Genomic DNA, 13,406 nt, shown 5'->3' with positions numbered 1-13,406 from the left:
ACACCAGCATCAAAAAACGCACCGACCACGCTAAGCTGGGCAAACAACCAAAAAGTCTATTACGCTTTGCTGGCAGCCCACGAAAACATATGCCAAAAGGACTGCCCTTTGAGCTCAAGTCCTATATTGAATTGATTGAACTCACAGGCCAATGTATTAGCGCCGACAAGCGAGGCTATATCTTTGAGTCTCAACCCATTCTTACTCGACTCAATATAGAGCCTGGAAACTGGATAAAACTCACCACGCAGTTTTCTCGGGTATTTCACGGTGCCGTTGGTCGAGAGAGAACAATAACCGCTTACTGCGAAACACTACAAAAACGACGACGTACGAACCTAACAAACTGTGAGCGCTTGTTGGCTTAGCCAGACACACACTATCAACTCTAGAATTTCTTACTGTTGTATTTACAGCGTGTTGTCGTGCGCGATAACACGGTTTTGGTGTAGAGATATGCTTAGGCGACAAGAATTGGCCTATCGAAAAACGTTTTTGTACCCAGTGATTGAAGTATTTTTATACTTTTTAACCTGTATTTTCCAGCGTTGGTGCAAATAGTAGTGGATGTCATCTATTCGATCATCTATTCGATCTATCATGTGGCAAGCGCCAAAAGCCCCTTGTATGGGCACTTTTGACTCCCAATGATTAAAATGTATTCACAGCTTTAAACGACTCTTACAATTTCGTTGACGCTATAATCTCTGATTAGATTACCAATGTTCCAGACAATGTAAGCCAACTTTCTCGGCACATGACTCAATAATGGGTCTAACACTGGGATCTTGTAAATAAATCACATTTGTGTCGTCATAACCTTCAAAGTAAACCGCATTTAATTCAGGGAGAACAACTTGATACATCCCTATATCAGTTTGTCTCAAATACGAAGATTGCACTTGCTGTGATAGGAATGATTTAAACTTAGGTTTGTCGCCTCTTAGTCCACGAAACCGAAAAGTTAAAATTTCTGTTTGTTCTGATAATAACTGATTGAAGGTTTCAAACTTAGAAGCTCTTCTTATGATCTCGTTTGTATCAAGACCACCCCATAACTCTATTGATTCATCTCGCGTTAGCAAATGGTCAAAAATAGAGATAGCTAAGTAAGTGTACCCTTTCATTTCGTTAACTTGAGCTAAATCTATAAGATTTGGAAATTGTTTCTCTAACGCCTTTTGGCGTTGTTTACTCACATTTAAAAACTTACGCATAACTTCCTAACCAATGCCTTGCTCAAAGGCACACTTTTAACCATGATGCCTTCGTATACGCTTAATTAAACCGGATTTATCGAATTCCAATGAGACAATGTTAGTTTTATTATATTCAATGATTTTGTCTAGACGCGCTGGCTTGACTTTACCAGACTCCGTCATTTTGATAAAAATGACATTTGAGCCAGTCATAACCTCATTGATAGTGATGCTGCTACTAATAACTTCGTCTTTGAGCTTTCCGACCATATCTTGCCGGAGTTTAGATTTATCGGTATAAGTGAAATTGTATTTAACGTGTTCATCAATAAAGCTGTCTGACAACAAAGATAAATCGTTTTCAATATCCTCAATCTTACTACTCGGTTGCTGGCGCGCATTTTTAGCTTGGACAAACGCCTTACCTTTTTCAATTAATTGTTCAGGTGTAAATTCGTTCCCAGCTACACTTGAAAACGATACAGCTATCAACATTAATGCAAAGCTTAGTTTTTGCATATCATTCTCTTTTGTATGCCTAACGCGTCAAGCTGCGGCAGCGAAGCGGTCCGGCAGCCTTGACTTATTATGTGCGATGCAAGTAATTGTTAAGCTCCTCGACTAACTCAAGTGCTTCATTTTTTGTCAGATAAGGGACCTTTATAGTTCTAGCCCAAAAGAAGCTTTTACCTGTTTTTGAGCTAACTGCTGAAAAAGGCATAGCCAACAATTTGTTATCTTTCCGGTTCGGAATAGGAGTCAAAAACTCTACATCTCGATACAAAGTTTCACTGTCAGGAGCTTTAACTTCACCTTTTACTTTTGCGGCAGCGATTAAGCCGCACCATTTGTGCGAAAAGAAAACAATATCTCCTACATGAACATAGTGAACAAACCTCTTCGCATCACCATATGCCTCAAGACGACTATTATCCATCATCGACCAAATAGAATTCTCATCCCAACTACGATTTGTATCAAATAATACACCTTTTACATCACTTGGATTCTTGTGCTTATCATATGGAAGCGCAAAGAATTCAAAGTACTTTTCTCCAGCGATTTCGTAAACTCGATATGGTAGGAAATCAATAGATATACCATTTTTCTTCCAGTAATCGACGGAAGATACTAATGATTCATCAGCTGCACTACCGATAACTAATAGGTGTTGTTTATTATTTATTTCTTTTGGATCTAATTCATGCTCAAGACTAAAAGCCTCTCTGTGAGCTTCAACTAGTGACATTTCGCTTTTGCTATATTCTTTGAACTTTTGTTCTAACTTTTGGTAGCTCCATTGACCAGCATCTTGCGCATATCTTAGTGCTTGATGGACGGCATCTTTCCCAACTGATGCACGCTTTAATTCAAATATAACTAATTCACCATTTTCATTAAGTGCATATATATCAGCTTCCGCTTGCCATTGTCTTTCCTGAAACACAGGCATCAATCTAGCATCTTCAAACAACACATCTAAGATGCTATTTGCAATTAAGTTTTCTAGATCTTTCTCAAGTTTTCCAAAACTAGAAAAGTCTTTGAACTCTACAGGCTCTAACTTTTCAAAAGCTTCGGCTTGTTCTTCTATTTTGTAGAGCATCTCTGCATTCCTTTGAGTACCTAACAGCTCATTAGCGTGAATTCTTGAATATCTCACTTATCCACAAGTCAAAAACAACAACATTCAAGCTAACTTTATTTAGTATTTTTAGTAACTTACCAGTCAAACATTGTCATTTCAACATGCAAATCGCCTGCAACTAGCGAGCAGTGAATTATCCAAGCCATCAATTGGCTCGCTAAGAACAAATCACACCTAGCTAACGTATTAAAAACGCTAAATTTAAATGGCACATACGAGATATTCGAGAGTTTTTACATCTCGTTATTTATTTTGTGCTTCTAGACTTTGGCGTAACTCGTTTGGTTAGCAGTATCATAAGAAGCGATTATAAAAACTTGCTAAGGGCTGCGATGGAGCAAAGCTATCCCGCCATTAAACAAGCCGAGTGCAACATGGGCTATTTCGACACCAATATGACACTAGAGTGTTAGGGCGCGGTAATTTAACTGTTTTTACTTACAATGACTCTTTGTTGATTACAACATGCTTTTTAGCACGCCATCTTTTCTTATAAAGTGATGGTGAAGCGCCGCTCCAATATGAACTGCAAGTACTGCAATCAGTAGCAATACAGCAAAACCATGTCCTTCGCGAAATACAGCAAAGTATTCGATGTAAGGCACCATTGCGGCTGGAATGGTGAAAAAGTCGAACACCACTATTGGTCGCGCTGCATAATACTGCATCAACAGGCCGCTAGTCGGTATGATTAACATCAATGCGTAAAGCAGCCAGTGGCTGAATTTGGCCAGTTTGACCTGTATTGTCGACATCCCAGATGGCAAGCTAGGTGTCGATGACTTTATTCTAATAAGAAAGCGCAATAAAAATAGCAAAAGTGCCAGCACACCAAATGATTTATGTAGCCCAAGTAAGGTAAGCTGCCAAGGCTCAAGCGCACGTACCATCGCAAGTCCTGCAAAAATCATGGCAAAGATAAGTAATGCCATAGACCAGTGAAGCATTCTCATCGCGAGATTAAATCGTGTTGTTTGATCAATCATTCGCTGTCTCCTCAAGTGCGCCCATCAATTGCTCCTTAGCCCTACGGCGATAGGACTCTGCATAGGCAGCAGAACGCGCTCTTAGAATTGGATCTTCGGTTGCTATAACACCGCTAGGTAATATCAAGGGATCAAAATTGAGCGCATGGCAGTTACCCGATAGTTGCGGTTGCCAATGCGTTATGAAGATCTCTCCTGCATCTACCTTCGCGCGGTTACTGGGCCAAAGTTTGGCTGGATTATTTTCATCATCTTCTTGCTTGGCAAATATAAACTGCCAATTGAAGCGTACAGCTCCTTTCTCTAATCGAGTTGCAAATTCTTGCTGTAGCGCGTCTTTGCCAGTGTAAGGATTTTTACTTTCTTCATCTAATGGCAGCATTTTCCAGCGAATAGCCTGACGCTGCGCTTTTTCATCAACCAAATAAAACGCATTAATACTATGATAAGTCTCAAGGGCAAAGCTCGGGCTTGGCGTGTAACTCGCTTTCCATGCCAAAAAATCCGCACTCTCTGGGTGCTTAGCAAAAAAGTCTTTTACTGCCTCGTTGCCCTGCTTCAGAGCAACAATTTGCTGATAAAAATCATGCGGATTCGTTACCGCCATCACTGGAGGCGTATTCATCGCAATATTCCAACGCTCAACACCGGTTACGAAGCTCAGCGCGAAACTCCTTACCGGTGCAGTCAACTCAGCAGCGTGCGGATTATTTCCAGCAATGGACAATCGGCCAATAAATGGATGCGTACCGGCTTTAAAAACTGTTACGTTTGAGTACTGAGATAGCCGTCCATTCGATTTAAATTCTCCTGACACACAAATCCCTTTTGCATGTGCTCTACGAAACCCAGGGAAGTGGTTTTGCCCTTGTTGCAAATCGACAAATTGCTGGGCGGTGACTTGCTCGGTTTGCGCTTGTGTTAATGGTGAAAGTAACAACGCAACAGCAAGACTCGCAAAATAAAACCCCTTTTCTAACAAGGATACAGATGTGTATTTCACAAAACGGCTCCTAAGTTAAGCCAGTTTGCCGAATTAGTGACTTATATACAGCGCAAACTGGTCGTGAATAACTAATGCCATCAATAGACCTGCAGTACGAACGTTTCCTTTCATTTATTTTGATTGTAATCCTGATGTTTACGCTATGCTTTGTTATCTACCCGCCTATCGTTATTTAACTTGAGGCTATTTAACAACACGGCGAAATTGCTTAAGCGGAGTAAATACTGTACTCTTGCCCGCCGCCCAATACAGAGTACAAAATCATGAGCTTTAGCCACCTAGGTTTAGCCCCAGAAATAAATCAAGCCGTTGTCGAACAAGGTTACGACAAACCAACTCCGATTCAAGAGCAAGCCATTCCTGCTATTTTAGAAGGCAGAGACGTGATGGCTGCGGCGCAAACGGGAACAGGTAAAACAGCGGGCTTTACATTACCTTTGTTGCAAAAGCTGATTGCTGGTACTAAGCCTCGTGCGAACAATGTACGCGCGTTAATTCTAACGCCGACCAGAGAGCTTGCTGACCAAGTATGGCAAAGTGTTGCGCTTTACAGTAAACACCTGCCTATCAGCTCTGAAGTTGTTTACGGCGGTGTGAAGATCAATCCGCAAATGATGAAGCTGCGTAAAGGCATTGATGTTTTAGTGGCAACACCTGGGCGATTACTAGACCTTTACCAGCAGAATGCTGTCAAATTTGATGACCTTGAAGTACTGGTATTGGATGAAGCCGACCGTATGCTAGACATGGGCTTTATTCACGATATCAAGCGCATCATCAAAGTATTGCCAAGCCGCAGACAAAACTTGATGTTCTCTGCCACTTTCTCTGAAGAGATTAGAGCATTGGCAAAAGGGCTAATTCATGATCCAGTAGAGATTTCTGTGGCACCAGCAAACAGCACAGCAAAAAGCGTGACTCAATGGGTATACCCGGTAGACAAAAGTAAACGTACGAGCTTACTCAAGCATTTAGTGCAAACGCATGATTGGCAACAAGTGTTGGTATTCACCCGCACAAAACACGGTGCCAACCGCTTGGTTAAGGATCTAGAAAAAGACAAGATCAATGCCGCAGCAATCCATGGTAATAAAAGCCAGAGCGCTCGCATGAAAGCCCTTGCTGGCTTTAAAAATGGTGAAGTACGTGTACTTGTTGCCACTGATATTGTGGCAAGGGGCTTGGATATTCAAGAGTTGCCTCATGTCGTGAACTTTGACCTGCCAAATGTTTACGAAGATTATGTTCACCGTATCGGCAGAACTGGCCGCGCAGGTGCGACAGGTGAAGCTATCTCGTTTGTTACCCAAGAGACCGCAAGCGACTTATTTGGCATTGAGCGATTAATTCAACAGTTGGTGCCGCGTAAAGTGGAACCAGGGTTTGAACCGCAACTTGCAGTACCTGAGTCAAAATTAGATACGCGCCCAATCAAGCCGAAAAAACCAAAGAAACCGAAAAAGCCAAAGGCGGCAGACGCTGAGCAAGCACCTTCTGCTCAGCCTAAAAACAAACCTAAGCAAAATTCAGGTCCTCGCAACAATAAGCCAAGTGGCAACGGTAAACCTGCTGGTAACAACAATGGCAACCGTAGACGTCGCCCATCATCGTCTGCAAACAAGCCAAAGAGCCAACACGCTGGAGAAAAACGTACACCACGTCAGAAGCCAACTTCTGGCAATTAATGGTGTAAGCAGGTGTAATAGCATTTGCAACACCTTCTCCTAAGCTAAAAAGGCTGTTAATCGTAACAGCCTTTTTTCGTCAAAGGAGCTAGACAATGAATATCTTGAAATTGATACTGTTCACATTGTTTGGTAGTACATTTTTAGCGCACGCTGGTACGCAATATGTGACCCAAGCTGCGAGCAATATCACAGAAACCTCCGCTCAATTAAACGGCTATTCCGCCTCTACTATTGGTTTAAGTGGAGAAACGTTTGATTATGGCCCAACCACTAACTATGGCTACAGCGTACTCGCAACACCGGCTGGTGTGAATGGCCCGGTTAGCGCACAAATAGCGAACTTAGAGTGCGGCAGCGAATATCATTTCCGTTTTCGAGGAGATCCAAAGCCACCTCGCACCACCATTCAAGGGGAAGACTTAACCTTCACTACAGCCCCATGTGGCCCGACGATTTTTACTAATGTGTCGTTTGAAACGGGCGGACAATATTACTTCGTTGCAGAAAACAATGGCGGTAATACAGTAAACGCCAATCGTATTGCGATTGGCCCTTGGGAGCGGTTTAATCTTATCGATGTCAACGGCGGTAACCTGTTTGATGGCGACACCATTCACATTCAAACAGCCACTGGCTATTACTTTGTTGCAGAGCAAGGTGGGGGCGCTGAGTTAAATGCTAATCGAACGGTGGCTTCTATTTGGGAAACCTTCACGATTGAGCTGCCGAATAACCCTGGCGCATTGATCCAAAATGGCGATAAAGTGGCGCTTAAGTCAATCAATGGTCACTATATCCAAGCCGCAGGTAATGGTGGCGCGGGAGCCAATGTGCATCCTACCGTCATAGGCTGTAATGCCACTTATCCCTGTTCATGGGAAATGTTTAAGATTATTTTTTAACGCACTTGGCCGTGGTAAAAAATTTTATCACGGCCTTACACGCGCTATCCGTTCGAGCCATGTTATAATTGCGGTTTTAGAACTACAGAGACAGCGACTTTGACTCAGCCACTTTTTTCAAGTACCTCACTTTCCAGCGCCTTACTCGATAACCTCGCGTCATTGGGGTATCACACCATGACTGACATTCAAGCACAAACCTTACCGCTTATCTTGGCGGGTAAAGATGTCATTGGCCAAGGTAAAACAGGCTCAGGTAAAACCGCCGCTTTCTCTTTAGGACTATTGCATAATTTAAACGTGAAACGCTTTCGTGTGCAGGCGCTTGTGGTATGCCCAACTAGAGAGCTTGCCGATCAGGTTGCAGTTGAAATTCGCAAGCTTGCCCGTGCTGTTCATAACATCAAAGTGTTAGCGCTGTGCGGTGGCGCGCCTATGGGTCCACAAATTGGCTCTCTTGAACACGGTGCGCACATCATTGTGGGCACGCCAGGGCGTATTGAAGAGCACCTGCGCAAAGGCCGTTTGTCGCTAGATGAAGTGAATACCTTTGTACTGGATGAAGCGGATCGCATGTTGGAGATGGGTTTTGAAGAGTCACTACAGTGCATCATAGATCACTGCCCTACAGCACGCCAAAACCTGTTATTTAGTGCAACTTACCCACCAAAAATAGAGCAGCTCGCGCAGCACATCATGAAAGATGCAACCAAAGTCACGGTTGAAGCAACCCATGACGATAGCTCAATTGAACAGTACTTTTACGAAGTCGACAATAACGATGCGAGATTGCCTGCGGTACAAAAGCTGTTAATGCAATTTCAACCAAACTCAGCGGTTATCTTCTGCAACACCAAGGCAGAATGCCAGAACGTATGCGACAGCCTATATAGCCTAGGTTTTGATGCGGCTGCACTTCACGGTGACTTAGAACAAAAAGACCGTGACCGCACATTGGTTCGTTTTGCGAATAAGAGCGTCACCATTTTATTGGCAACGGATGTCGCCGCCCGGGGTATCGACGTCGATCACGTAGATATGGTGATCAACTATCATATCGCCCATGACCCAGAAGTGCATGTTCACCGCGTTGGCAGAACCGGACGTGCAGGTAATAAAGGCGTGGCATGCTCTTTAATGAGTTATAAAGAATCACATAAAGTAAATGCCCTCGAAGACTATTTAGGCAAGACAATTGAGCCCAATACTCTGCCAAGCGACCAAGTGTTAAATAACAAAATTAACCGAGCGCCGATGGTAACCATTCAAATCGACGGCGGTAAGAAAGCAAAATTAAGACCGGGTGATATCTTAGGTGCACTGACCTCAAATCAAGCGTTAAAAGGTGATCAAATCGGCAAAATCAAGGTCACTGCGATGTCATCATACGTTGCGGTTGAGCGCAGTATTGCCAACGTGGCGCTTAAAACAATCTCAGAAGGGAAAATGAAAGGCCGTAACTTTAGAGCTCGCAAAGTAACAAAGTAACAGGTCACTCCCCCCTCTCTATGGTGGTCGACTTTCCCTGACCACCACGACTTTAGATTATCCAAGCAATTACTTGCCTATTTATAACCTATTTCCACCACTGGGGTTTAAATCTGCACCATGACCCCCAAGGTCTTAGTTAAGCAAACACTTTAAAGGAGTTTATCTATGAAGACCTTAATCATTGGTGCCAGTGGTCAAATTGGAAAAATGACGACAAAGAAAATGCTGGAACAAGGCCATGACGTCGTGGCGTTAGTGCGCAATAAAAGCAAGCTAGCTGATATTCAGTCTGAGCAACTTATTATCATTGAGCAAGACCTTGAAGGCGATTTTAGCTCAGCCTTTGACAACGTCGAGCAGGTAATATTTAGTGCAGGTTCTGGTGGAGAGACTGGAGCGGATAAAACCCTACTTATTGATTTGTGGGCCGCCATTAAAGCCATTAACTATGCTGTGAAAGCAAACGTTAAGCATTTTATTATGGTCAGCTCTATTGGCGCCGACGATCCTGATAACATTGAAAGTGAAATCAAACCGTACTTGGTAGCCAAACACATGGCTGACCAACACCTACAAAAAAGTATTGTAAACTACACCATCGTCCGACCAGGTGCGTTGCAAAATGAGCCTGCAACTGGGGGATTCTCCACTTCACGCCCTACAAATAGAGAAGATGCCGTAATAAGTCGAGAGAATGTCGCAGACGCGCTAGTTTACCTTGCCACTCAACATCCTCAGAATCTAACGTTTGAGCTATTTAACGGCAAGCAGTCAGTCGAACAAACGCTGTGCTAATAGAGTAACTATGTCTCGGGGTTTAACGCCTCGGGGCAAACTTAGGTGCTTTATTTGGCTAAGTGTTGAGAATATTTACCGCTACATCGACATAAAAAGCTTGCTTTAAAAAATGCAATTCTATATTATCCCTCTCTTGCTTTAACTTCCTCTCAAAATAAAGCAAACCTCAAGTAATGCCTCCTTGCCTTGATCCAGTAAGTCCGCATAAAAAATACAAGTAGAGCTTAATATAGTCAGGCGAAATCAAGCCAATTAAGAAAATTGGTATAAGCTGTCATACCCGTCTCGGGTCGTTGCGAGGACAGTGTCTTCTGTTCGCTAAACTGTAATGAAGCTCATCTACTATCAAAAGCATCAGCTAATTTGCTGTGCATTATAAAAGTGAGTTTTATTATGTCATATACATATAACGGAACAGAGATCCGTGTTGAGCAACCAATTCGCTCAATTTCGGTGAACAAATCTAAAGTGATCTTTGCTGACGGCACAGGCCGTAAGATCACACAATTCGCCAATGGCGGCGAAGCACGTCAATTTCTGAGCTGGTTAACTTCAGCACATTAATTGAGTGATAATATAATTGATGTAAAAAAATGCCGGATAAAGTCCGGCATTTTTGTATTTTAGGTTGTTAAGCTTAGCAGTAGTAAGCTTCAACAGTCCCTTTTGACTTCAGTAGCAAAGGCTGACCACGACGGTCTAGTGCCTTTGGTGATGCTACCTTAATCCAGCCTTCGCTGATGCAGTATTCTTCAACATCAGTGCGCTCTTTTCCGTTAAAACGGATGCCAATATGGTGTTCTAGCACTTCTTTAGCATAATGTGGGCTGCGAGGGTTGATTGAAAGTCTATCTGGTAGTGCTGGTTTTTCAGTTGAATCTGTCATCGTTTTTCTTCAATTATTTAAGCATGCTGTATTGTAGGTAATCCCGTGCGTGCGCTCAATAGCTGAGCGTCCTATATTCGCAATTGAATTAAAAACTGTATCGATTTAAGAGCACTATGAGGTCTCTGAAGTTTAGCTAACATCATTACTTAAAAATGCCTTGGCACATTCACCCACGTATCGGCGGCCAGGATTATCCCCACTCAACCACTCTCTCCACAGAAAGCTTGTTATAACACCTTTACCATAAAATACTTACAGCCATCTTTAGGGTAATGCTCTTGGATCCATTGAATCTCGTAGCCATGCTTTTCATAAAACGGCATTGCCTGAAAATTTAAGGTATCGAGTAAGCATTTCACGCACCCTCTTTGTTTGGCTGCCGCTTCTAGGCTTTCTAGTATCTGTGAGCCGATATTTTGACCTCTAAGTGTCTCAGAAACCCACAAAGTATCGAGCAACAACCAGTTACCAAAAGTACGCGCGGCTGCACCTGCAACAACCTCTCCAGACTCACCCTTTACTTCAACCGCCAATGGAAGGCGCTCCGTGACCTCCCAATTCGCCCAGTTAAACTCGCTAATTTTACTACTTAAAAAATCGACAAATTGTTGCTCAGGATTTTCTACTACGGATATTTTCACTACTGTGCTCCGGTTGATGTCGTTGAACTAAGGTAATTGTTGTTCGTTTTAGTATTGTCACCTATCATAGCCAACAAAATACCTATAAAGGAATCATCTATGATGAAATCAAAATCTAGCATTGGAAGCTCAATTGTATCTATTATCGTGATTGGCATTGTGTTACTTTTTTCCATCACATCTTGCACAAATCCAAGCACACCCGCAGGACATGAAGGCTATGTTTTTGAGCAACCGAGATTTTTTGGTTCTGGTGGTTACCAAGGTAGCTTAGTAGGTCCGAGCAACTATGGTTTTTCCCCGCTCAGAAATCAAGTCGTCAATATCGATATGCGCCCAAACACTTATACAGAACGCTTTGAGATCTTAGCCAAAGATGACTTGAACATCAGTTTTGATTTTCATGCAGTCATTGCAATTAAGCCAGACACAGTAAAAGATGTCGTTGAAAATTATGGTGCAGAGAATTGGTATCAGCGTTTTGTTCGCGAAACTTTCAGAACCTATGTTCGCGACGAAGTCCAACAATACGATAGTGGCGCATTAAAAAGCAAACGCGAACAAATTGCTGAAATCGTAACAAAGCGCTTAAAAGGCTACCTACAGTCAGCGCCATTTGATATCAAACAAGTGGTGATCGGTAACATTAATTATCCAGATATTGTAGCCAATGCTGTAGAAAAGAAACTCGCTGCGCAACAGCTGCTAGCAGAAAAAGAGACTCAAAAGGCCATTGCTAAAAAAGATGCTGAAATTCGGATTGAAGAAGCAAAAGGTATCGCTGAAGCGCAAAAGATCATCAACGCCACACTTACTGCAAACTACTTACAACATGAAGCGATAAATGCGCAGCTAAAAATGGCAGAATCTCCCAACCATACAACGGTTTATATTCCGGTTGGCACCAACGGCATTCCACTGGTTAAAGAGAGTCGATAACAAAGTACCAATAATTCGTTTGAGTTGGGAGTAACAATAGCGAGAAGGCCTGTTGTTGCTCTCAACCTAGGTTATTAAATAAACTCTTTTTCTGTTGCATTTACCAGCTGTTGAAATGCGCGAGTACTGCCGAGAAGCTCTCGCTTTACCTTATTCCACTGTGCATTGTGGTGACCAAACCTTAATTGCCATTCACGCTTTTCGTCCACACTTAAAGGGTGCAGCTTTGCGCCCAAGGCCATGAGCTCGCGCTCACAGCGCTTTTGCAGTTGCTCTATCTGCGCAATATGGGTATGAAATGTTTGCTTACCCGCGTCCTCGATTTCCCCTTTTAAGCGCAGCGGCAAACCATCTAACCAATGCTGATTTGCGACGGTCACCCAAGCATCGGGGACACTTTCGAGTAAAGCTATCTGCCCTATCTCGTTTTTTAGCAGATCAGGACCTGCAAACAAGCCAACAACGCTAGGGTCAATAACCTCTATATGTTTTTTTCTTGCCATTTTGGCCACTTGTGCCCAAGGCACATCAATAACATTTGCCGACGTCATACTGTAAAAATGACTCAAAACCTTGGAAGCAGGTACTCTTAGCACTACTCCTTTGAGCTTTTCAGGCAAATTAATCAAGCGGTTGAACTGTTTTGTGCTTGTTAGGGTGCGACCTCCAACGAGATGATGCATTAAGATATTCAGTTTTCCTTGTTCACTAATAGGCTTAATAACAAGTGACTGCCACTGTGGCGAACAAATTAGATTGAGAAACGCGCGATTTGAGCTCGCCCAAAATGGGATATTAAGGATATCTAGCACAGGTAACGCCCGAGACAGGTTTGACATAGAGATAAGTGCGACCTCCACATATCCACGAGTCACTGCCGCCATTAACTCGCGGCCACTTCCAAGCGAGCCACTATGGTGAATATCAACATAGATTTTACCACGAGTCATAGACTCAACATTCTCCTTAAACACTTGATGCATGTGCGGGATAAAGTCACTTTGATCCGCAGGGTATGGGGAAGCTAATCTTAAAATATGGAGGGCAGCACTGCGCTTAGCCATTTCTTGTTCTCGTTCATCTTCTGAGAATAAATTTAGTGCAAGTACTTGGCTAACCGGAAATGAAGCACTCAAACATGCCGCTAGTGAAGCTTCAAGAAATTGACGTCTACTCTTGGACATGGGAGTACTACCTAACCTGAGCTGCGCATAAGAAA

Annotated in this window: 14 protein-coding genes and 1 pseudogene; 7 read left to right on the top strand and 8 right to left on the bottom strand. The window is 42.9% G+C overall.

The window, feature by feature from the left end:
• Nucleotides 1-368: pseudogene (locus tag BB427_RS22300) on the top strand (transposase); the annotation flags it as partial.
• Between the two features lie 348 nt (nt 369-716).
• On the opposite strand, the gene BB427_RS22295 reads toward BB427_RS22300, so the two are convergent.
• The 5 genes from BB427_RS22295 to BB427_RS22275 form a co-directional block, all read right to left on the bottom strand.
• Complete coding sequence (locus BB427_RS22295; protein ID WP_069023359.1) at nt 717-1,217, bottom strand: hypothetical protein; 501 nt, start codon at nt 1,215-1,217, stop codon at nt 717-719.
• Between the two features lie 36 nt (nt 1,218-1,253).
• The gene (locus tag BB427_RS22290; protein ID WP_069023358.1) at nt 1,254-1,718 is read right to left on the bottom strand and encodes a hypothetical protein; all 465 of its coding nucleotides are present in this window, start codon (nt 1,716-1,718) and stop codon (nt 1,254-1,256) included.
• 67 nt (nt 1,719-1,785) lie between these two features.
• A complete protein-coding gene (locus BB427_RS22285; protein WP_039492118.1) occupies nt 1,786-2,805 on the bottom strand; it encodes a hypothetical protein in 1,020 nt (339 codons plus the stop codon).
• 500 nt (nt 2,806-3,305) lie between these two features.
• Nucleotides 3,306-3,833, bottom strand: a complete 528-nt coding sequence (locus tag BB427_RS22280; RefSeq protein ID WP_069023356.1) for a cytochrome b — start codon at nt 3,831-3,833, stop codon at nt 3,306-3,308.
• Complete coding sequence (locus BB427_RS22275; RefSeq protein ID WP_069023354.1) at nt 3,826-4,836, bottom strand: catalase family peroxidase; 1,011 nt, start codon at nt 4,834-4,836, stop codon at nt 3,826-3,828. The genes BB427_RS22280 and BB427_RS22275 overlap by 8 nt, the downstream gene beginning before the upstream one ends.
• 266 nt (nt 4,837-5,102) lie before the next feature.
• Between BB427_RS22275 and BB427_RS22270 the strand changes: the two genes are divergently transcribed.
• The 5 genes from BB427_RS22270 to BB427_RS24560 all read left to right on the top strand — a co-directional run bounded on the left by BB427_RS22270 (nt 5,103) and on the right by BB427_RS24560 (nt 10,282).
• Nucleotides 5,103-6,524 (top strand): DEAD/DEAH box helicase, encoded by a 1,422-nt coding sequence (locus BB427_RS22270; RefSeq protein WP_069023353.1) that lies wholly within the window; start codon nt 5,103-5,105, stop codon nt 6,522-6,524.
• Nucleotides 6,525-6,619: 95 nt separating this feature from the next.
• Nucleotides 6,620-7,429 carry a fascin domain-containing protein gene (locus BB427_RS22265; protein WP_010370681.1) on the top strand — a complete coding sequence of 270 codons (810 nt, stop codon included), beginning with the start codon at nt 6,620-6,622 and terminating at the stop codon, nt 7,427-7,429.
• A gap of 99 nt (nt 7,430-7,528) precedes the next feature.
• Nucleotides 7,529-8,917, top strand: a complete 1,389-nt coding sequence (gene dbpA, locus BB427_RS22260; RefSeq protein WP_069023351.1) for an ATP-dependent RNA helicase DbpA — start codon at nt 7,529-7,531, stop codon at nt 8,915-8,917.
• A 168-nt stretch (nt 8,918-9,085) separates the two neighbouring features.
• On the top strand, nt 9,086-9,715 hold the full coding sequence (locus BB427_RS22255; protein WP_069023350.1) for an SDR family oxidoreductase: 630 nt from the start codon (nt 9,086-9,088) through the stop codon (nt 9,713-9,715).
• Nucleotides 9,716-10,111: 396 nt separating this feature from the next.
• Nucleotides 10,112-10,282: a hypothetical protein gene (locus BB427_RS24560; protein WP_010370673.1), complete on the top strand. Its 171-nt coding sequence runs from the start codon at nt 10,112-10,114 to the stop codon at nt 10,280-10,282.
• Nucleotides 10,283-10,355: 73 nt separating this feature from the next.
• On the opposite strand, the gene BB427_RS22250 is transcribed toward BB427_RS24560, so the two are convergent.
• Complete coding sequence (locus BB427_RS22250) at nt 10,356-10,604, bottom strand: DUF3297 family protein (protein WP_010370670.1); 249 nt, start codon at nt 10,602-10,604, stop codon at nt 10,356-10,358.
• 230 nt (nt 10,605-10,834) lie between these two features.
• Entirely contained in the window at nt 10,835-11,248 is a 414-nt protein-coding gene (locus BB427_RS22245; RefSeq protein ID WP_069023348.1) for a GNAT family N-acetyltransferase, read from the bottom strand.
• Between the two features lie 102 nt (nt 11,249-11,350).
• Here BB427_RS22245 and BB427_RS22240 point away from each other — a divergent pair, with 102 nt between their 5' ends.
• Complete coding sequence (locus BB427_RS22240; protein ID WP_069023363.1) at nt 11,351-12,187, top strand: SPFH domain-containing protein; 837 nt, start codon at nt 11,351-11,353, stop codon at nt 12,185-12,187.
• A 74-nt stretch (nt 12,188-12,261) separates the two neighbouring features.
• On the opposite strand, the gene BB427_RS22235 is transcribed toward BB427_RS22240, so the two are convergent.
• Nucleotides 12,262-13,406, bottom strand: a 1,145-nt coding sequence (locus BB427_RS22235; protein ID WP_254663686.1) for a TRAP transporter substrate-binding protein, incomplete at its 5' end; no start/stop codon positions are given.

This window comes from Pseudoalteromonas sp. BMB, assembly GCF_001709235.1.
Classification (GTDB): domain Bacteria; phylum Pseudomonadota; class Gammaproteobacteria; order Enterobacterales; family Alteromonadaceae; genus Pseudoalteromonas; species Pseudoalteromonas maricaloris.
The sequence above is the reverse complement of the archived record's forward strand: the minus strand, read 5'-3'. Positions and strand labels throughout refer to the sequence as shown.

Bases quoted from the DNA above. Each gene is read 5' to 3' on its own strand.
- BB427_RS22295 (WP_069023359.1), bottom strand. From the start codon at position 1,217: ATGCGTAAGTTTTTAAATGTGAGTAAACAACGCCAAAAGGCGTTAGAG.
- BB427_RS22290 (WP_069023358.1), bottom strand. From the start codon at position 1,718: ATGCAAAAACTAAGCTTTGCATTAATGTTGATAGCTGTATCGTTTTCA.
- BB427_RS22285 (WP_039492118.1), bottom strand. From the start codon at position 2,805: ATGCTCTACAAAATAGAAGAACAAGCCGAAGCTTTTGAAAAGTTAGAG.
- BB427_RS22280 (WP_069023356.1), bottom strand. From the start codon at position 3,833: ATGATTGATCAAACAACACGATTTAATCTCGCGATGAGAATGCTTCAC.
- BB427_RS22270 (WP_069023353.1), top strand. From the start codon at position 5,103: ATGAGCTTTAGCCACCTAGGTTTAGCCCCAGAAATAAATCAAGCCGTT.
- BB427_RS22265 (WP_010370681.1), top strand. From the start codon at position 6,620: ATGAATATCTTGAAATTGATACTGTTCACATTGTTTGGTAGTACATTT.
- BB427_RS22255 (WP_069023350.1), top strand. From the start codon at position 9,086: ATGAAGACCTTAATCATTGGTGCCAGTGGTCAAATTGGAAAAATGACG.
- BB427_RS24560 (WP_010370673.1), top strand. From the start codon at position 10,112: ATGTCATATACATATAACGGAACAGAGATCCGTGTTGAGCAACCAATT.
- BB427_RS22250 (WP_010370670.1), bottom strand. From the start codon at position 10,604: ATGACAGATTCAACTGAAAAACCAGCACTACCAGATAGACTTTCAATC.
- BB427_RS22240 (WP_069023363.1), top strand. From the start codon at position 11,351: ATGAAATCAAAATCTAGCATTGGAAGCTCAATTGTATCTATTATCGTG.